15 protein-coding genes and 1 pseudogene are annotated in these 19,769 nt (G+C 71.3%); 13 read left to right on the top strand and 3 right to left on the bottom strand.

Features of this window, described 5'->3' with window-relative positions:
- Nucleotides 1–8: 8 nt before the first annotated feature.
- The 5 genes and pseudogenes from AB0N06_RS05215 to AB0N06_RS05195 all read left to right on the top strand — a co-directional run bounded on the left by AB0N06_RS05215 (nt 9) and on the right by AB0N06_RS05195 (nt 4,629).
- The gene (locus AB0N06_RS05215) at nt 9–1,229 is read left to right on the top strand and encodes a dipeptide ABC transporter ATP-binding protein (protein ID WP_366133347.1); all 1,221 of its coding nucleotides are present in this window, start codon (nt 9–11) and stop codon (nt 1,227–1,229) included.
- A gap of 18 nt (nt 1,230–1,247) precedes the next feature.
- The gene (locus AB0N06_RS05210; RefSeq protein WP_366133346.1) at nt 1,248–1,919 is read left to right on the top strand and encodes a trimeric intracellular cation channel family protein; all 672 of its coding nucleotides are present in this window, start codon (nt 1,248–1,250) and stop codon (nt 1,917–1,919) included.
- Nucleotides 1,920–2,008: 89 nt separating this feature from the next.
- Nucleotides 2,009–2,854, top strand: a complete 846-nt coding sequence (locus AB0N06_RS05205) for a thioesterase family protein (RefSeq protein ID WP_366133345.1) — start codon at nt 2,009–2,011, stop codon at nt 2,852–2,854.
- Nucleotides 2,855–2,902: 48 nt separating this feature from the next.
- Nucleotides 2,903–3,346, top strand: a pseudogene (locus AB0N06_RS05200) (HTH domain-containing protein); the annotation flags it as partial.
- A gap of 272 nt (nt 3,347–3,618) precedes the next feature.
- Nucleotides 3,619–4,629, top strand: a complete 1,011-nt coding sequence (locus tag AB0N06_RS05195; RefSeq protein WP_366133344.1) for a helix-turn-helix transcriptional regulator — start codon at nt 3,619–3,621, stop codon at nt 4,627–4,629.
- Between the two features lie 51 nt (nt 4,630–4,680).
- Here AB0N06_RS05195 and AB0N06_RS05190 read toward each other — a convergent pair whose 3' ends face one another.
- Nucleotides 4,681–8,505 carry a S8 family serine peptidase gene (locus AB0N06_RS05190; protein WP_366133343.1) on the bottom strand — a complete coding sequence of 1,275 codons (3,825 nt, stop codon included), beginning with the start codon at nt 8,503–8,505 and terminating at the stop codon, nt 4,681–4,683.
- A 36-nt stretch (nt 8,506–8,541) separates the two neighbouring features.
- Here AB0N06_RS05190 and AB0N06_RS05185 point away from each other — a divergent pair, with 36 nt between their 5' ends.
- Both AB0N06_RS05185 and AB0N06_RS05180 read left to right on the top strand, forming a co-directional pair.
- Entirely contained in the window at nt 8,542–8,721 is a 180-nt protein-coding gene (locus AB0N06_RS05185; protein ID WP_366133342.1) for a hypothetical protein, read from the top strand.
- 142 nt (nt 8,722–8,863) lie between these two features.
- Nucleotides 8,864–10,033, top strand: a complete 1,170-nt coding sequence (locus AB0N06_RS05180; RefSeq protein WP_366133341.1) for a cysteine desulfurase family protein — start codon at nt 8,864–8,866, stop codon at nt 10,031–10,033.
- Between the two features lie 210 nt (nt 10,034–10,243).
- Here AB0N06_RS05180 and AB0N06_RS05175 read toward each other — a convergent pair whose 3' ends face one another.
- Nucleotides 10,244–10,972 (bottom strand): N-acetylmuramoyl-L-alanine amidase, encoded by a 729-nt coding sequence (locus AB0N06_RS05175; RefSeq protein ID WP_366133340.1) that lies wholly within the window; start codon nt 10,970–10,972, stop codon nt 10,244–10,246.
- Nucleotides 10,973–11,033: 61 nt separating this feature from the next.
- On the opposite strand from AB0N06_RS05175, the gene mnmA reads away from it, so the two are divergent.
- Entirely contained in the window at nt 11,034–12,167 is a 1,134-nt protein-coding gene (gene mnmA / locus AB0N06_RS05170) for a tRNA 2-thiouridine(34) synthase MnmA (RefSeq protein ID WP_366133339.1), read from the top strand.
- Nucleotides 12,168–12,276: 109 nt separating this feature from the next.
- On the opposite strand, the gene AB0N06_RS05165 is transcribed toward mnmA, so the two are convergent.
- Nucleotides 12,277–12,612, bottom strand: coding sequence for a DUF427 domain-containing protein (locus AB0N06_RS05165; protein WP_366133338.1), 336 nt, complete (start codon nt 12,610–12,612; stop codon nt 12,277–12,279).
- A gap of 77 nt (nt 12,613–12,689) precedes the next feature.
- Here AB0N06_RS05165 and AB0N06_RS05160 point away from each other — a divergent pair, with 77 nt between their 5' ends.
- From AB0N06_RS05160 to AB0N06_RS05140, 5 genes are all read left to right on the top strand, one after another.
- Entirely contained in the window at nt 12,690–13,229 is a 540-nt protein-coding gene (locus AB0N06_RS05160) for a TIGR00730 family Rossman fold protein (protein WP_366133337.1), read from the top strand.
- A gap of 28 nt (nt 13,230–13,257) precedes the next feature.
- Nucleotides 13,258–13,947: an SDR family oxidoreductase gene (locus tag AB0N06_RS05155; protein WP_366133336.1), complete on the top strand. Its 690-nt coding sequence runs from the start codon at nt 13,258–13,260 to the stop codon at nt 13,945–13,947.
- Between the two features lie 107 nt (nt 13,948–14,054).
- Nucleotides 14,055–15,080 carry a methionine synthase gene (locus AB0N06_RS05150; protein ID WP_366133335.1) on the top strand — a complete coding sequence of 342 codons (1,026 nt, stop codon included), beginning with the start codon at nt 14,055–14,057 and terminating at the stop codon, nt 15,078–15,080.
- Between the two features lie 29 nt (nt 15,081–15,109).
- On the top strand, nt 15,110–17,305 hold the full coding sequence (ligA, locus tag AB0N06_RS05145; protein ID WP_366133334.1) for an NAD-dependent DNA ligase LigA: 2,196 nt from the start codon (nt 15,110–15,112) through the stop codon (nt 17,303–17,305).
- A gap of 301 nt (nt 17,306–17,606) precedes the next feature.
- A partial coding sequence (locus AB0N06_RS05140; protein ID WP_366133333.1) for a bifunctional diguanylate cyclase/phosphodiesterase occupies nt 17,607–19,769 on the top strand: 2,163 nt, incomplete at its 3' end.

The following is a 19,769-nucleotide window of genomic DNA, read 5'->3' as shown; positions in this document are numbered from 1 at the left end:
ATCCCACTGTGCTCGATAAAGAGGGGACGATCCCGGAGCAGGCCACCTCTTCGCCCGAACCGCTGCTCAAGGTCACCGGCCTGGTCAAGCATTTCCCCATCAAGAAGGGGCTGCTGCAGCGGCAGACCGGCGCCGTCAAGGCCGTCGACGGCATCGACTTCGAGGTACTGCCCGGGGAGACTCTCGGCGTCGTCGGCGAGTCCGGCTGCGGCAAGTCGACCATGGGCCGGCTGATCACCCGGCTGCTCGAACCGACCGGTGGCAAGGTCGAGTTCGAGGGCAAGGACATCACGCACCTCGGTGTCTCGGGCATGCGCCCGCTGCGACGCGATGTGCAGATGATCTTCCAGGACCCGTACGGCTCGCTGAACCCACGGCACACGGTCGGCTCGATCGTCTCCGCCCCCTTCAAGCTCCAGGGCGTGGCGCCCGAGGGCGGAGTGAAGAAGGAGGTCCAGCGGCTGCTGGGGTTGGTCGGCCTCAACCCCGAGCACTACAACCGCTACCCGCACGAGTTCTCCGGCGGCCAGCGCCAGCGCATCGGCATCGCGCGTGCGCTCGCGCTCAAGCCGAAGCTGGTCGTCGCGGACGAGCCGGTCTCCGCGCTGGACGTCTCGGTCCAGGCCCAGGTGGTCAACCTGATGGACGACCTCCAGAAGGAGCTCGGCCTCACCTACGTGATCATCGCGCACGACCTGTCGGTCATCCGGCATGTCTCGGACCGGATCGCGGTGATGTACCTCGGCAAGATCGTCGAACTGGCGGACCGCAGCTCGCTGTACGAGTCGCCGATGCACCCGTACACCAGGGCACTGCTGTCGGCGGTGCCGGTCCCGGACCCGCGGCGGCGCGGCGCGAAGAGCGAGCGCATCCTGCTCAAGGGCGACGTCCCGTCGCCGATCTCACCGCCGAGTGGCTGCCGCTTCCACACCCGGTGCTGGAAGGCGACGGAGATCTGCAAGACGCAGGACCCTCCGCTGCTGACCCTGAAGACCGGTCACCAGGTGGCCTGCCATCACCCGGAGAACGCGCCGGACCAGATGCCGGGCGACACCGTGCTGGAATCGGCGCGGGACGCGGTGGAGATCGTGGCGCTGAAGAAGGAGCCGGAGCCTGCTGCACCGGAGACCCCGGCCAAGATCACCAAGGTCTCCCAGGAGCCCGAAGAGGCGGCGGATTCGGAGGACGCGGCGGACTCCGGGGATGCGGGGGACACCCCGAAGGGGTAGGACCGGCACAATTGCCCGGTGCTCAACGAACTGTTCACGCCCTCTGTCCAGCATGCGCTCGACATCGTCGGAATCTTTGTCTTCGCGATCTCCGGCGCACTGCTCGCCGTACGCAAGAACTTCGATGTCTTCGGCATCGCGGTACTCGCCGAGGTGACAGCGCTGGGCGGGGGGCTGTTCCGTGACGTGATCATCGGAGCGGTCCCGCCCGCCGCCTTCACCGATCTCGGCTACTTCCTCACCCCACTGCTCGCCGCCGGCCTGGTCTTCTTCCTGCATCCGCACGTCGAGCGGATCCAGGTCGCCGTCAACGTCTTCGACGCGGCGGGCCTCGGGCTGTTCTGTGTCGCCGGCACCGTCAAGGCATACGACTACGGCCTCGGTCTCACCGCATCGGCTGCCCTGGGCCTGGCCACCGCGGTCGGCGGCGGTGTGCTGCGTGACGTACTCGCCAACGAGACGCCGTCGTTGCTGCGCTGGGACCGCGATCTGTATGCCGTGCCCGCGATCGTCGGCGCCACCATGATCGTGCTGTGTATCCGCTTCGACGCGCTGAACGCCTTCACCAGCGGCACCGCCGCGATCGTCACTTTTGTTCTGCGGCTGCTGGCGATGCGCTTCCACTGGCGGGCGCCCCGCGCCTACAACCGTTCCTCGGCCACGGCGGAGGAGAGCTCCGCGGCCACCTGACCGGACATCCCCTGGTCGCGATGGGCCGGCACATCAGCGACTCAAGGAAAGCTACCGCTCAGTAATGCGTTCGGTGTACGGTGCATCTCATGGCACAGGCAGCTCAGGCACTCATCGGTGACAGCGAGTTCGACAGGGACACCGCCGTCACCCTTCGCGAAGAAGGCGTCTACGACGCCGAGCTCTCCGCGGGCTGGACGATCATCCGCGCCGTCAATGGCGGGTATCTGCTGGCCATGCTCGGCCGCGCGCTCGGCGAGGCCCTGCCCCACTCCGATCCCTTCTCGGTCTCCGCGCACTACCTCACCGCGTCCGTCCCCGGCCCCGCGGTGATCCGTACGCAGGTTGTCCGCACCGGCCGGACCCTCTCCACCGGCCAGGCGTCCCTCTTCCAGTACGCGGAGGACGGCACCGAGGTCGAGCGCATCCGGGTCCTCGGCACTTATGGCGACCTGGACTCCCTCTCCGACGACATCCGTACGTCGGCGAAGCCGCCGGCCATGGCGCCGATCGAGCAGTGCTTCGGCCCGGACGACGGCCCGGCGCCCATCCCCGGAAGCTCCGCGATCACCGAGCGGCTCAGCATCAAGCTCGACCCGTCGACCGTGGGCTGGGCCGTCGGCGCCCCGTCCGGCAAGGGCGAGATGCGCGGCTGGTTCAGCCTTGCGGACGGCCGCGACGCCGACCCGTACTCCCTGCTGCTCACCGTCGACGCGCTGCCGCCGACCTCGTTCGAGCTGGGACTCAAGGGCTGGACGCCGACCATCGAGCTCACCACCCACATCCGCTGCCGCCCCGCCCCCGGCCCGCTGCGCGTCTCCATCACCACCCGCAACCTCGCGGGCGGCTTCCTGGAGGAGGACGCAGACGTCTGGGACAGCGCCGACCGCCTGGTGGCCCAGTCCCGCCAGCTGGCGCGCGCACCGCGCTCCTGACGGCTGGCGGCGTCCGGGGAGGGGTGGCGGACGGGAGAAGCCGGTGAGGTGAAATCCGACCGGCTGCTCTCGATCCTCCTGCTGCTCCAGACCCGCGGCCTGGTGACCGCCACCGAGCTCGCCGAGCGCCTCGAAGTCTCCGTACGCACCATCTACCGGGACATCGAGGCGCTCTCCGCCTCCGGCGTCCCGGTCTACGCCGAGCGCGGGCGGCACGGCGGCATCGCGCTGCTGCCCGGGTTCCGTACCGATGTCACCGGGCTCATTGCCGACGAGGCGCGCGCCCTCTTCGTCCTCGCCGCCGAGGGCGCCCATGCCGTGCTCGGCCTCGACGAGGCGCTCGGCTCCGCGCTGCGCAAGGTGATGGCCGCCCTGCCCGAACCGCACCGGCCCGCCGCCGAACTGACCAGCAGGCGGATCCTGGTCGACCCGGTGCGCTGGATGAGCGGCCCGCGGCCGACCGTCGATGTGGCCGAACTGCACGAGGCCGTCCCATCGCCGACCTCGTGGTCCTCGCCTTCCTCGTCACCGGAAACGGCGTCGTCGCCTGGAACTTCGGCGGCTGAACCGGGCGGAGCGGACCCCGCCGCCGCGGTGCCCGGGCCCCGGGACACCACGCGCCCGCCGTACGCCCCGCCTCGGGCTTGCGGAAACTGCGGTCTCTTCTGATCGTTCGGCAGGGCCGCCCGCATCCTGTTCGATTTCGATCATGGATGGCACAGTGGGCGTCCGTCCGGGGTGGGCTGCGGCGAGGGAGAGGGCGCGTGCTGGAGATAGCGGGGATCGGGGCGGCGGAGGAGCGGGTCTACCGCCACCTGGTGGAGGTACGAGGTGCGGACGTGGACGAGATCGTCCAACGGCTCCACATCCGGGAACGCGAGGCGGCGTCGCTTCTGTCCTCCCTGCATGACAAAGGCCTGGTCGGGCGGCTGCCGGGCGGTGGCGGCATGCGGTACGTACCCGTCCCGCCGGACGTGGCGCTGCAGCCTCTGCTGGCGCGCGGCCAAGAAGCGCTGGAGTGGGCGCGGCGTGGAGTGGAGCAGCTGGCCGAGGAGTACCGGGCGGGCGGCCGGCGCCATGACGCCGGGCAACTGGTCGAGGTGATCACCGGGGCCGGCGCCATCCGTCAGCAGCTGCGCCAACTCGCCTACGGGGCCCGCAGTGACCTGCGGTGGTTCTGCAAGGCCGATCCCGTGGCGCTGCGCGCCCAGGACAACGACGAGGAGTTCGAGCTGCTCGCTCAGGGCATCCGCTACGAGGCGATCTACGAACGGGCCTGCCTGGAGCAGCCCGGCATGGTCGACAACGTCGCCCAGGGCATCCGCGCCGGTGAAGTGGCCCGTGCCACCAGCACACTCCCCGTGCGCATGGTCATCGTCGACAGCTCTGTCGCCGTCTGCCCGCTGGTGCCGGGCAACGCGACCAGCGCCCGCGGCGAGCCGACCGCCGCGATCATCCGCAGCAGCAGTCTCCTGGACGCGCTCGTCGCCCTGTTCGACATCCAGTGGGCGGCGGGGACCCCGCTGCACGTCACGGAGGCGGGTGAGCTGGCCGACTTCGTCGGCGGAATGGGACCGGGCGGCAGTCTCGCCGACGACGAGCGCTATCTGCTCTCCCTGGTTGTCGCGGGCGTCGCGGACAAGGCGATCGCCACCCAGCTGGGTGTCAGCCACCGCACGGTGCAGCGCCGGATCACCGCGCTGATGCAGCGGGCGGGCGCGACGACGCGTACGCAGCTGGTGTGGCAGGCGGCGCGGCGCGACTGGCTGTTGTAGGACGCACGGAAGCCGCGACCGGGGCCGGTCGCGGCTTCCGGATCTCGCGTACTACCTCAGCGCGTACGCCCGCTCGATCTCCTGCGTCACCTCGTTGCCCGCGTCGTCCCAGGCGCGGACCCGCAGCGTGACGTACCCGCCGGCGCGGGCAGTCGAGGGGTGGGTGACCTGGACACGGTAGGCGCCGTCGCCCCGGGCGGAAGCCCTCGCCGCCTGCCAGTGCCCGCCGTCGTCGTACGAGACGGACACCTCCATGCCCTTCACGGAACGGCCCGTCAGACCGTCCTGGTGGCGGGCGCTCACTCCGAAGGCGAAGGACCCGGAGTCAGGGGCGGAGCCCTGGAGGTCGGTGGCCACGTCGTAGTCGAGCTGGAGGAGGGGAAGCAGGGACTCCTTGCCCTCGGCCGGGCGAGGGGCCGTGAACGACCAGCGGGTGCTGGTGGCCCGCGAGAGGGTGCCCTCGGGGCCGGTGCGCTTCACGTCCAGGTCCAACCGGTAGCGGCCGTCGTCCCCGCCTGCGGGGAAGACGCCCCACGCCCGGGGGCCTTCGGCGAGGATCTCGCCGTCGCGACGCAGTACGGCCCGGGTCTCGTCGGGGTAGGGGGTGTCGGCGTCCTGGCGGCGCAGGGCGAAGCCGTAGTGGTCGGAGGCGGTGTCGGCGAACTCGGGGATCCCAATGGTCAGCCGGTCGCCCTTGCGCTGGGCGAGCCCTTCGACACCTCGGGGGATCGCCGGGCGCACCACGGGGGCGTACCAGCTTTCCGTGGCGTGCTCACCGGGCCGGTAGGTGCGCAGGGGGCCGAACATGCCGGTCCCCGCTGCCTGGATCGCCCAGGTGTTGCGGGGGTTGACCCAGTGCAGCCACCGGGTGTCGGCGGGACCGCTCAGGTACTCCGTCCGCGCCTGCCCGGTGCGGACATACCGGGAGCGGAAGGGGAGGAACACCTCTTCCCCCTCCCACGGACGCCAGGACAGCCGGTCCTCCGCGACGTAGCGTGCCCCGCCCCTGTCCGGGTAGCGCGAGACCACGGTGGCCGTGTTCTCCGGCCCGACCTTGTGGACCACGTGCTCGGGGACGCGCTGTTCGGAGAGCTGCACGACGTCATAGAGGTAGGGGCTTTCCGGGGTCCCCTTCAACTCCAGCACGGTGCCCGGCGCGCGCAGCCGCTGCGCGGCAGCGTGGGAGGCGTACAGCCCGATCGCGGGCAGCCGCCGGCTCACCGGCTGCCAGGTCGCGGACGCGTACCTGTTGCCGCCGGCGGTGGTGACGGCGGCCGCGGCTCCGGCTCGGGCGGCCGAGGTCACCGCCTCGTCGTACTCCACCCCCTCCAGTTCCACGAGCACCGCCGCTCCGCGGACGTCTATGCCCCGTGCGCGCAGCGCCGCGTAGTCCTCGGGGCGTCCGTGACCGGCGTCCACCACCCGCAGGCGCCGCACGCCTTCCACAGCGGGGGAGTTGTGGAGCAGACGGACGGGGACACCGGCCGCGGCGGTGGCGGAGACCGCGCGTGCGCTGAGCATCGGTGCGGTCAGCTGCCAGCGGGAGGAGAACTCGAAGGATCCCTCGGTGAATTCCTCGGTGGGCGTGACGTAGAGGAGCTGTCCGCCGCTGTGTCCGCTGGTGAAGAAGCTGGCGAACTCCCGGTCGCCGGTCTTCCAGTGGGTGGAGAAGACCAGCGGGCCCCGCTGTTCGGCCCGCTTGGGGGTCCGGATCTCCACGGGGACCGCCTTGCGTGCGTCGAGCACCAGGTCCGTGGCGCCGCTCACCCGCAGGTGGGGGTTGACCACCAGGCTGTTGGTGACGTTGTCCTCCGAGTACTGCGAGATGACGCCGTGCAGGTAGTACATGCCCTCGGGCATGTCCACCGTCAGGCTCTTCCCCGCCGGCACCTGCTCGACGACATCGAAGCGGCCCGTGGGGCCCAGCAGGATCAGCGGGAAGATGGTCGCCGGCTGCCCGGCGCGGTCGATGCCGCGCACGGTGACCTTGTGCGTGACCGGGTCCTTCACCGCGGAGAGAACGGTGTGCGTGACGGCCTGACCGTCGGCCGAGGTGGCGGTGAGGCGACCGCTGTAGACGCCCTCCGGCAGCGCGGGTGCGTCGAGGGTCACGGTCACGTCGGTGGTGCCGTGGGCGGGCACGGTGACCTGCGCGGGGGTGCCTATGGCGCCTGCCGGGGCCGGGGAGCCGTAGAGCTTGTCGAAGGTGGTTCCCAGGGTGAGCGACACGGGCGCGTCGCCGTCGTTGGTGTAGGTGACGCTCACCTGCCGCGGGCCCGAGTCCGGTGCCAGGGCGCCGAAGGTGGTGGTGCCGGTGGCGCGCACCTGCTGGCGCACCGAGCGGGCCACGTCCACCCGGCCGGTGCCCTGCTCGTAGACCGTCTGGTCGGGGGCGGTACGCGTCGTGCTCATCAACGCGTCCTTGAGCTGCTGGGCGCTCCAGTCGGGGTGACGCCCGGCCAGGATCGCTGCCGCGCCCGCCACGTGCGGGGTCGCCATGGACGTACCCGATGCGGCGGTGTAGGCCGCGTCCACCGGGTTGCCCATGGACGTGCCGGCCGCGCGGGCGGCGACGATGCCGACGCCGGGGGCGGTGAGGTCGGGCTTGACGCCGTTGTCCCCGACGCGCGGGCCGCGGCTGGAGAAGGGGGCCAGCTTGTCGTCGCGGTCGACGGCGCCCACGGTCAGCGCGCTCGCCGCGGCGCCCGGGGAGCCCACCGAGTAGTCGGAGCCCGCGTTGCCCGCCGCGACGACGAAGAGGGTGCCGGTCTCCTCGCTGAGGCCGTCGAGGACGAGGCTGAGTACGTCCGTGCCGTCGGTGGGCTGGCCGCCCAGGCTCATGCTGACGATGTCGGCGCCTGAGTGGGCGGCCCAGTCCATGCCGCCCATGATGGCGGAGTACGAGCCGGAGCCGTTGTCGTCGAGCACCTTGCCGATCAGCAGCCGTGCCCCCGGTGCCACGCCCTTGCGCGAGCCGCCCGAGGCGGTGCCGCTGCCGGCGATGGTGGAGGCGACGTGGGTGCCGTGGCCGTGGCCGTCGTTCGCGGTGGGTTCGTCGGTGAAGTTGCGTACTTCGCCGAGTTTCCCGGCCAGGTCGGGGTGGGTGGCGTCGACGCCGGTGTCCAGGACGGCGACGGTCGCGCCGTGTCCGTCGTAGCCGGCCTTCCACGCCTCGGGCGCACCGATCTGCGCGGTGCTGCGATCGAGGGAGGCGTGGACCTTCGCGTCCAGCCACAGCTTCTCGACGCCGCCCTCGAAGGCCGCGTTCTTGAAAGAAGAGTTCTCGGAAGCGTTCTTCGCGCCGCCCTCGGCGCCGCTCTTGGCGAGCGCGTCGTCGTCGATGGCCTTCCAGAAGCGCCCGGCCTGCCTCTTGTCCGCCTTCAGCGCCGAGCCGCGCAGGCTCTTGATGACCAGGCCCTTGCGCGAACCGGTGGGCGCCCCCTTGGACGTGGGGTTCGTGCCGCCGGTGTAGCGGGCGATCAGCGGGATGGCGGAAGTGTGGGCGTCGTCGTACCCCTGCTTGACCAGGGAGGTGATGTTGAACAGCTGCCGGTCCAGTTTGCCGGAGGCGATGTACGGGAGCGCGGCGCGGGGCAGCACGTACAGCTGCTTGTCGATCTCCAGCTGGGTGAAGTCGGCCTGCGAAGCGCCCGAGGCCGGCTCGACGGAGATGGCCTTCCGGCCGCCGGGGAAGGTCTCCAGCCGCACCCGGTCACCGGTCACGAGCGTGACGGAGCTGACCTGGGGGCGGCCGGCGGAGTTCGCGCCGACGGAGGCGGGCGCCGGGGCGGCGCTCGCGCCGGAGGAGGTGGGGGCCAGGGTGGCGATGAGGACTCCTGCCGCCAGTACGGCGGCAGAGCGATACCGTCTGTGCATCGGAACCTTTCCAGGAGGCAAGGAAATGGACACGCGGTGCGGCCCAAGACTGGGGCCCCACTGATCGGCCGCACCAGCCTTTTCCGTGCCGTGCTTGCGACATGTCGCCAAAACGACACGGCGCGCCCCACCGCGCGTACCGGCGGAGTCACCGGGGCCGAGCGGCCCCTCCTCGGCACCGGCAACGGCCTCGTCGCCCGGGACTTCGCCGGCTGAACCGGGCGCGGAGCCCGACGCCCTCCCTGCCCGGACGGGCCCGGGAACGGGGCGAGGAAGATCGCACCCGGCCGTGCGCGGGTGCCGGGGCACGATGCGCCCGCCGTACGCCCCGCCGCGGGCTCGTAGAATCGAGCCCACCATGGCTTACCTCGACCACGCCGCGACCACGCCGATGCTTCCGGAAGCGATCGAGGCGATGACCGCCCAGCTCGCCGTCACCGGCAACGCGTCCTCACTGCACGCCGCCGGGCGCCGGGCCCGCCGTACCGTCGAGGAGTCGAGAGAGACCCTCGCCGATGCCCTCGGCGCACGCCCCAGCGAGGTGGTCTTCACCTCCGGAGGCACCGAGGCCGACAACCTCGCCGTGAAGGGCCTGTACTGGGCCCGCCGCGACGCCGACCCCCGCCGCACCCGGGTGCTGGCCAGCCCGGTCGAGCACCACGCGGTGCTGGACGCCGTCGACTGGCTCGCCGAACACGAGGGCGCGACCGTCGAATACCTCCCCGTCGACACGTACGGGCGCGTCCACCCGGACGCACTGCGCGAGGCGATCGTGCGCAATCCCGACGATGTCGCGCTGGTCACCGTGATGTGGGCCAACAACGAGATCGGCACCATCATGCCGGTACGTGAACTGGCGGCCGTGGCCGACGAGTTCGACGTGCCGATGCATGCCGACGCGGTCCAGGCCTTCGGCCAGCTGGACGTCGACTTCGCCGGCTCGGGGCTGGCCGCGATGACCGTCAGTGCGCACAAGATCGGCGGCCCGTTCGGCATCGGCGCGCTGCTGCTCGGCCGCGAACACACCCCCGTACCCGTGCTGCACGGCGGCGGCCAGGAGCGGCATGTGCGCTCCGGGACCCTCGACGTGCCCGCCGTCGCCGCGTTCGCGGTGGCCGGACGGCTCGCCGCCGAACGGCGCGAGGAGTTCGCCCGCGAGATCGGCGGGCTCCGTGACGAACTGGTCGCGGCCGTGCTGGCCGCAGTCCCCGACGCCATCCTCGGCGGCGACCCCGCCCCCGGCGGCCGGCTCCCGGCCAACGCCCACTTCACCTTCCCCGGCTGCGAGGGCGACTCCCTCCTGCTGCTGCTGGACGCCCAGGGCATCGAATGCTCCACCGGCTCCGCCTGCACGGCGGGCATCGCCCAGCCCAGCCATGTGCTGCTGGCCACCGGCACGGATCCGGACCTGGCCCGCGGCACGCTGCGGTTCTCGCTCGGTCACACGTCGACCAAGCAGGACGTCGAGGACGTGGCACGGGCGATCGGGCCGGCGGTCGAGCGCGCCAGGACGGCGGGGCTCAGCTGACGGCCTCCGCCGCGACAAGGTGTGGGCCCCGGACGCCCTGCGACTGTGCTTGCGGCGTTGTCGTCGGTCGCCGACTCCCCCATGGCCTCAAGGGCATGGGAGGGGCCCCCTTCGCGTCGGCTCCGTCCTCCGCCTTGCCGTCGAAGCCGCGCGACGCCGCTCGCTGATCCACTCCCTGTCGTGGGGGAGGCCGTAAGGGCTGTCGGGCCCTCATCCGCCGGACACCTTCTGGGGTCTCGGGCCCCCGGGGCCCCTCGTCGGGCCGGCAGCCGCTGCCCGTACCAGCTTGAGATACCGGTCCCAGTCCCAGTGCGGACCGGGATCGGTGTGGTCCGTGCCCGGCACCTCCACATGCCCGATGATGTGCTCGCGGTCCACCGGAATCCCGTACCGCCCGCATATCGCGGCCGTCAGCCGCGCCGACGACGCGTACATCGCCGCCGTGAAGTCCTGCGGCCGGTCCACGAACCCCTCGTGCTCGATGCCGACACTGCGCTCGTTGTACGACCTGTTCCCGGCGTGGAACGCCACATCCAGCTCGCGGATCATCTGCGCCACATGGCCGTCCCGGCGCACCACGTAGTGCGCCGCCGCCCCGTGGTCCGGGCTCTGGAAGACCTTGACCGCGCTGCGGTAGCTGCCCTGAGTGACATGGATGACGACCCGGTCGATGTCGTAGTCGGCGGGGCGGTCTGCCCGCCGCCAGTTCGCCGGGGAGGCCGCTATCCACTCCGCCCGGGCGTAATCCAGCTCACCCGGCTTCCGGGGTTTGTCGACTCCCGGCAGTCGCCACCAGGCGTGCTCCAGCTTCGTCCGCGCCAGCGCCGCCGTGCCCACGGCCGTGACGGCAGCGCCGATCAGCAGCCCGCGCCGGCTGATGCCGTGCCCCGACGTCGCCCCTGCGGAGCCCTTGGCACCCGCCGTCCCCTTGGTCCCCATGTGATCGACAACGCATATCCGCGAGCGTTCGGTTCCCGGCGACCCGTACCCTGGAGGAGCTATGAATCAGACTTCCCCGCGCCCCCTCCGGGTGCTCGCCGCCATGTCGGGCGGTGTCGACTCCGCCGTCGCAGCGGCCCGCGCCGCCGAGGCGGGCCACGACGTGACCGGTGTGCACCTCGCCCTCTCCGCGAACCCGCAGTCGTTCCGTACCGGAGCGCGCGGCTGTTGCACCATCGAGGACTCCCGCGATGCCCGCCGCGCCGCGGACGTCATCGGCATCCCGTTCTACGTCTGGGACCTGGCGGAACGCTTCCGCGAGGACGTGGTCGAGGACTTCATCGCCGAGTACGAGGCGGGCCGCACCCCCAACCCGTGCCTGCGCTGCAACGAGAAGATCAAGTTCGCGGCGCTGCTCGACAAGGCGCTCGCCCTCGGCTTCGACGCCGTCTGCACCGGCCACTACGCCACGGTCGTGCTGAACGCGGACGGCAGCCGTGAGCTCCACCGCGCCTCGGACATGGCCAAGGACCAGTCGTACGTCCTCGGCGTCCTGGACGAGAAGCAGCTCGCCCACGCCATGTTCCCGCTCGGCGACACCCTCACCACCAAGGAGGAGATCCGCGCCGAGGCGGAGGCCCGCGGCCTGGCCGTCGCGAAGAAGCCCGACAGTCACGACATCTGCTTCATCGCCGACGGCGACACCCAGGGCTTCCTGGCGAGCCGGCTCGGCACGGCCGAGGGCGACATCGTCGACGAGTCGGGTACGAAGGTCGGCACCCACGAGGGCGCCTTCGGCTTCACCATCGGCCAGCGCAAGGGCCTGCGCATCGGCCACCCGGCCCCCGACGGCAAGCCGCGCTACGTCCTGGACATCTCCCCGGTGAACAACACGGTGACGGTCGGCCCGGTCGAGGCGCTCGACGTCACCGCGCTGACCGCCATCAAGCCCCGCTGGTGCGGCACCGCCCCGGTCGGCCCCGGCACCTACACCGCCCAGCTCCGCGCCCACGGAGGTGAGACCGAGGTGACCGCCGAGCTCGTGGACGGCACACTGAACGTCACCTTCGCCGAGGCGGTACGGGGCGTGGCCCCGGGCCAGGCGGTGGTGCTGTACGACGGGACGCGGGTGGTCGGCTCGGCGACGATCGCGACGACGGTGCGGCGCACCGAAGCAGCGGTCGGCCAGGGCTGACCCCTGGCGAACACGCGCGGGAGTGACTCCGCAGCATCGCCGAACTCATCTCTCCGGCCGGGAACGTGTGGGAATTTTCAATTCGGCACGTGAGAGCAGCGCCTGACGGTCAGTCGGATACCGTCTCGGTGTCGTAGAAGCAGAAGTGGTCCTTGATCGCGGCGACTTCGGGCTTCGGGTCCGGATAGGCCCAGACGAGATCGGCCGCGTCCGGCAGTGACCAGTAGGAGGCATCTCCCTTGAACGGACAGTGGGTGTGGGTGTCCGACGCCGTCAGCAGTTCCGTACGGACGTCGGCCGGCGGCAGGTAGTAGCGCACCGGACAGCCCGTCTCGCGCAGTACGAGCGGACGGCGGCTCTCGGCGAGCAGCTGTCCGTCGCGCACCACGCGCACGTGCTCGGTGCCTGGCTCGACGGTGATGCGGTGTCCTGGAGTGGAAGTCATGTCAGGTGCAGCCGCTCCGTCCGCCGTTTTCTTCCCCGGCTCCGTGGAGTGTCAGTGGCGTCGCATACGGTGCATCCATGAACATCTGCGTCTTCCTCTCCGCCGCCGACCTCGACGACCGCTACACCCAGCCCGCCCGCGAATTCGCCGAACTGCTCGGCAAGGGCGGGCACACACTGGTCTGGGGAGGGTCGGAGAGCGGGCTGATGAAGGTCGTCGCCGACGGCGTGCAGGAATCGGGCGGACGGCTGGTCGGGGTGTCGGTCGACTTCCTGGCCGCGAAGGCGCGTACCAACGCCGACGAGATGGTGATCGCGCGCGATCTCGCCGAGCGCAAGGCGCTGCTTCTGGAGAAGGCAGACGCGATTGTGATCATGGTGGGAGGTACCGGGACGCTCGACGAGGCGACCGAGATCCTGGAGCTGAAGAAGCACGGAAAGCACGACAAGCCGGTGGTCCTGCTCAACACGGCGGGCTTCTACGACGGGCTGCGCCAGCAGTTCCAGCGCATGGAGGACGAGGGCTTCCTGCCGATTCCGCTCGCCGATCTGGTGTTCTTCGCGAAGGACGGGGTCGGGGCCCTGGCGTACCTGGAGGAGTGGTCCGGCCTGCGGTAGGCCCATCGGCGGATGCGACCATGGGGCCATGTCCACTCATCTCATCACCGGCGCAGGCTCCGGCATCGGCGCGGCCGTCGCACGCCGTCTTCTGGAGCGGGGCGACGAGCTCGTGCTGCTGGCCCGGGACGCCGGTCGCGCCAAGGAGCTTGCCGCGCTGCACCCCGGCGCCCGCACGCTCGTCGGCGACCTCGGCAACCCGGACCGGCTCTCCTGGGCGTTCGCCCAGCAGTCGCTGCCGGAGCGGCTCGACTCGCTGCTGCACATCGCCGGCGTCGTGGAGCTCGGCCGGGTCGGCGATCTCACGCCCAAGGCATGGCACTTCCAGCTCAACGCCAACCTGGTCGCCCCCGCCGAGCTGACCCGGCTCTTCCTGCCGCAGCTGCGGGTCGCCCAGGGCCATGTCGTCTTCGTGAACTCGGGCGCCGGGCTCAGCGCGCACGCGGAGTGGGGTGCGTACGCCGCGAGCAAGCACGGCCTGAAGGCGCTCGCCGACTCGCTGCGCCACGAGGAGCACGAGAACGGGGTACGGGTGACCTCCGTCTACCCCGGGCGCACCGCCAGCCCCATGCAGGCCAAGGTCCACCGGCAGGAGGGCAAGGAGTACGACGCCTCCCGGTTCATCGACCCGGAGTCCGTGGCCACCACGCTGCTTATGGCACTCGATCTGCCGCGGGACGCCGAGGTCAATGACCTGACAGTCCGCCCTGGGCGCTGACCGGGACCAGGATCGCGGCCGGACCGGGACCCGGGCAGGGGCCGGGCAAGCGCTCTGCCGGGCCCGCCCCGCGACGGGCCCGGCGACCGGGACCGTAGGCTTCCCGCGTGAGCGAGAAAAGCAAGTTCAGCGGATGCCGCGCCACCGGGATCGGGTCGATGCCCGGGGGAGACGCGCGGGAGGCGGCGAAGACCGTCACCGGGTCCTTCGGGGACGGCGAGGGGCTGCCGTATCTGCCGGAACTGCCCGCACGCGGGCCCGGCGCGGACATGATCGGGCGGACCATCGGGCTGCTCGTCGACATGTACGGCCACGTCGAGCCGAGTGGCTGGCGGATCAGTGACCGGCCGGGCCGCGACACCCGCCGGGCCCGCTCCTGGCTCGGCGAGGACCTCGACGCCCTGGAGGAGTTCACCCAGGGGTACGAAGGACCGCTCAAGGTCCAGGCCGTCGGCCCCTGGACGCTGGCCGCCGCGCTGGAGCGCCGGGGCGGCGAGGCAGCGCTCGGCGACCCGGGCGCCTGCCGCGATCTGGCGGGCTCCCTGACGGAGGGGCTGCGGAACCACCTCGCCGACGTACGGCGCAGGGTGCCCGGCGCGCAGGTGATCCTGCAGCTCGACGAGCCGTCCCTGACCGGTGTGCTCCGCGGACAGATCCGGACGGCGAGCGGATACCGCACCTACCGGACCGTGGACCGGCAGGTGGTGGAGGGCACGCTCCGCGAGGTGCTGGCGGCGAACGGGGACGGCGCCACGGTCGTCCATACCTGCGCGCCCGACGTACCGTTCGCGCTGCTCCGGCGCGCCGGGGCCGACGGCATCTCGTTCGACTTCTCCTTGCTCACCGAGCGTGAGGAGGAGGCGATCGGGGAAGCGGTCGAGGGCGGGACCCAGCTCTTCCTCGGTGTGGTGCCCGGCGCCGACCCGGCTTCGGACGCATTGTCGGACCCGGGCGGTAGCGTCATGGGTGTCAGGACGCTGTGGCGCAGGCTGGGACTGAATCCGGGGACTCTCGCCGAGTCGTTGGTGATCACCCCGTCGTGCGGCCTCGCGGGTGCGTCGCCCGCGTACGCGCGCGCCGCGCTCGCCCATTGCGCCCGGGCCGCGAGATCGCTCGCAGACAACCCTGAGTAACGGGTATCGGGTAACGGGAGGACGAGACGATGGCCGGCGGACAGCATTCGGAAGTGCCCGCGGAGGTACAGGGGCGGCATGCGCTCCTCGCCGAGCAGATCGAGGAGCACCGCTTCCGCTACTACGTGAATGACCAGCCGGTCGTCAGCGACGCCGGGTTCGACCGGCTGATGCGCTCGCTGCAGGAGCTGGAGGACGAGTATCCGCAGCTGCGTACGCCCGAGTCGCCGACCCAGAAGGTCGCGGGGCCGTACCGGACGGAGTTCACCTCGGTCGAGCACCGCGAGCGGATGCTCTCCCTGGACAACGCCTTCGACGACGAGGGGCTGGCGGTCTGGGCCGAGCGCGTCGCCAAGGACATCGGCACGACCGGCTACCACTTCCTGTGCGAGCTCAAGGTGGACGGCCTCGCGGTCAACCTCACCTACGAACGAGGGGTGCTGACCCGCGCGGCGACCCGTGGGGACGGCCGCACCGGAGAGGACATCACCCCCAACGTCCGCACGATCGCCGAGATCCCGCACCGGCTGAAGGGCGACCGGATCCCGGAGCTGGTCGAGATCCGCGGCGAGGTCTTCTTCCCGATGGAGGCATTCGAGGCGCTGAACGCCCGGCTGGTGGCGGCCGACGACAAGCCGTTCGCCAACCCGCGCAACGCGGCGGCGGGTTCGCTGCGCCAGAAGGACCCGAAGGTGACCGCGGGCCGCCCGCTGCACATGGTGGTGCACGGCATCGGTGCCCGTGAGGGCTTCGGGATCGACCGTCTCTCACACGCCTACGAGCTGTTGCACGAGTGGGGCCTGCCCACTGCCGGACACAACAAGGTCGTCGACTCCCTCGACGGTGTACGGGAGTTCATCGCGCACTTCGGCGAGAACCGGCACTCCGTGGAGCACGAGATCGACGGCGTCGTCGTCAAGGTCGACGAGATCGCGCTCCAGGGCCGGCTGGGCTCCACCTCGCGCGCCCCGCGCTGGGCGATCGCCTGGAAGTACCCGCCGGAGGAGGTGAACACCAAGCTGGTGAACATCCGGGTCGGCGTCGGACGCACCGGCCGGGTCACTCCGTATGCGCAGGTCGAGCCGGTCGAGGTGGCGGGCTCCGAGGTCGAGTTCGCCACGCTGCACAACCAGAACGTGGTGAAGGAAAAGGGCGTCCTCATCGGCGACACGGTGGTGATCCGCAAAGCGGGCGATGTGATCCCGGAGATCCTCGGCCCGGTCGTCGATCTGCGCAATGGCACCGAGCGGGCGTTCGTGATGCCGACCCACTGCCCCGAGTGCGGGACGGAGCTGCGGCCCATGAAGGAGGCCGACATCGACGTCCGCTGTCCCAACGCGCGCTCCTGCCCGGCCCAGTTGCGGGAGCGCGTCGCCTACCTCGCGAGCCGCAAGTGCCTGGACATCGATCACTTCGGCTACGTTGCCGCGGCCGCTCTGACCAGGCCGCTGGAGCCTGTGGAACCGCCGATGAGCGACGAGGGCGATCTTTTCGGACTGACCATCGAGCAGCTGCTGCCGATCCGGGCCTATGTGCTCGACATGGACAGCGGACTGCCCAAGCGCGACCCGAGGACCGGCGAGGAGAAGACCGCCCTGGTCTTCGCCAATCAGCACGGCGAGCCGAAGAAGAACGCCGTGGCGATGCTGGAATCCGTCGCTGCCGCCAAGGAGGCTCCCCTGGCCCGGATTCTCACCGGTCTGTCGATCCGTCATGTGGGCCCGGTCGCGGCCGCGGAGCTGGCCCGTCAGTTCCGTTCGATGGAGCGCATCGAGGCGGCCACCGAGCAGGAACTGGCCGACGCCGACGGGGTCGGACCCATCATCGCCGCCTCGGTCACCCAGTGGTTCGCGGAGGACTGGCACCGGGAGATCCTGCGCAAGTGGCGGGAGGCCGGGGTCCGGATGGCGGATGAGGCCGCGGGCGGGGACGAGGGGCCCCGGCCGCTCGAAGGCCTCACCGTCGTCGTCACCGGCACGTTGGCCGACCACACCAGGGACGGTGCGAAAGACGCCCTGCAGAGCCGAGGAGCCAAGGTCACCGGTTCGGTTTCCAAGAAGACCTCCTTCGTTGTGGTCGGCGACAACCCGGGCTCGAAATACGACAAGGCCATGCAGCTGAAGGTTCCGGTTCTGGACGGGGCGGGCTTCGCCGTGCTGCTCGAAGAGGGGCCGGAAGCGGCGCGCGCGGCGGCTGTACCTGTCGCCGAACCGGTTGAGGAGTAGCGGGCCGCGGTGGCGCCGGACGGTGTTCGGGACGGGCCCGGACGTGATATGGAACGGGCCCGTCCGGGCAAGAGGCGCGGTCGGGACGTCAGGGTTCACCCGTTCGGCGCATAACCGGCGCTGACGGATGGTCGGATCGCATTCGGGCAAGAGCTGTAGAGCGCTGCCCGTAGGGGGTTTCGCGGCCTACTGTTGAGAGGTGCGCCTGCCGTGCCCCGGCTGCATGACCGTCGTGGGGCCGTGGTGGCATGGGAGCGGGACAACAGGTGACATCGGCACCGCCGGCTGTGAGAGGGACGGAATGAAACCGACCGAGAGCGCCGCACCGGTGTCGCGGCTGCAAGGTTTCGTCGGCCTCGCCCCCAAAGTGGGTGCCGTCGTCATGGCGATCGCCACTGTCCAGCTCGGGACCGGTTTCTACCAGAGCGTGAGCGACGGGCACGCGCTCTTCCCGGACGGCGAGGCCGGCTGGTCGCTCGCCGTCCTCACCGGAATCATCGTCGGCCATCTGGTGGCCCTCGGGCGCGACCGCTGGTGGGGCGGGACCGGATCAGGCGCCGCCCTCACCCTGGCCGTCCTGCTGCTCTACGGCTGGGTGTCCGCCGGACTCGTCAGCATGGTCGTCGTCGTCCTCGTCGGCGTCGCACGAAGACACCGCTGGTCGCAGGGGCTGCTGCACGGGGCGGTGGACATCCTGGGGATAGGGGCGGCGGCGCTGGTCCTCGCCGCGTTCGGTGAGGTGCAGACCGTCGAGTCGCCCTGGCAGCCACTCGACTGGGGCATTCACGCAGTCCCGGAAGTCCTCCTCTCCGCCGCCACCTATCTCCTCGTCACCCGGGTCCTCCTGTGGTACGCGCGGGCAACTCAGGGCGGCGGGCTGCCGACCATCGCGCGCACGGCCCTGCTGCGGCAGGGACTCGTCGTGGTCGCCCTGTTCGGCATCGCCCCGCTGATCTGTGTCGTCGCGATGACCACCCCCGTTCTGCTGCCGCTCTTCGCAGTCCCGCTGATCGCCCTGGACTCCACCCTCTGGATCGCCCGGGCCAGAGCCGAGGAGCAGCTGCGGGACCCGCTGACCGGACTGCCCAACCGGCAGTGGATGCTGGAGCGCACCTGGACGGCTCTGGAGGACGCCGAGAGCACCGGCGCCAGATCCGCCCTCGTCCTGATCGACCTCGACCGGTTCCGGGCCGTCAACGACACCCTCGGTCATCTGGCGGGGGACCGGCTGCTGCTGCAGATAGCGGAACGGCTCCGGCTGGCCCTGCCGCGCGGAGCGGAGGCCGCGCGGCTCGGCGGCGACGAGTTCGCCGTACTGCTCCCGACCGCGGACTCCACCACCAGCGCCCAGCGCGTCGCCCGCCATCTGGTCGCCGAGCTCTCCTCACCGCTGGACCTCGACGGACTCACCCTGGTGCTGGAGGCCAGTGCCGGTGTCGCCGTCTACCCCGAGCACGCACTGGACGCGGATGGGCTGCTCAGGCGCGCCGATGTGGCGATGTACCAGGCCAAGCGGGACCGTACGGGCGTCGAGGTGTACGAGTCGAAGCGGGACAGCAACACCCCGGACCGGCTCGGTCTCCTCGGTGACCTGCGGCGTGCCCTGGACGCCGGAGAGGTGGAGCTCCACTACCAGCCGAAGGTCCGCTTCGACGGGCAGGTGGCCGGACTCGAGGCACTGGTGCGCTGGGTGCATCCGGAGCGCGGGCGGGTCCCTCCGGACGAGTTCATCGCCATCGCCGAGTCGTCGGGTCTGATGCCGCATCTCACCGAGTACGTGCTGGAGACGGCGCTGGCACAGGTCGCCCGGTGGCGGGCACAGGGGCTGTTCGTCCCCGTCGCGGTCAACGTCTCCCCGCGCGACGTCCACACCCCCGGCTTCGCGGGCGGCGTCGCGGCCCGGCTCGCCCGGCACGGCGTTCCTCCCGGCTCCCTGCAGCTGGAAATCACGGAACACGTACTGCTCGAGGACCCGCAGCGCGCCGCGGACACGCTGGCCGGGCTGACCGGGCACGGCGTGAAGATGTCGCTCGACGACTTCGGTACGGGGTACTCCTCGTTGGTCCACCTGCGCCGGCTGCCGGTCAGCGAGCTGAAGATCGACCGGTCGTTCGTGGCCCGGCTGGCCGTCGACCACGAGGACGCGGAGATCGTCCGCTGCACGATCGATCTGGCCCACTCGCTGGGCCTGCTGGTCGTCGCCGAGGGCGTCGAGGACGACGAGACGTGGGAGCGGCTGCGGGACCTGCGCTGCGACGCGGTGCAGGGATGGCTGGTGGCTGCCGCGATGCCGCCGCAGGAGACGACGGCCTGGCTGAGGGCGCGCGGCGAGCACGGGTGGCGTCGGCCGGCCGAGCTGGAAGCGGCGGCCGCGGCGGCTGGGGGGGCGGGCGCCCCGCCGCCGGGGGGGGGGGCGGGGGGGGCGGGCGCCCCGCGCGCGGGGGGGGCGGGGGCGCGCGGCCGC

This window comes from Streptomyces sp. NPDC051020 (assembly GCF_040683105.1).
Lineage (GTDB): Bacteria > Actinomycetota > Actinomycetes > Streptomycetales > Streptomycetaceae > Streptomyces.
This window is presented reverse-complemented; position numbering and strand designations above follow the sequence as displayed.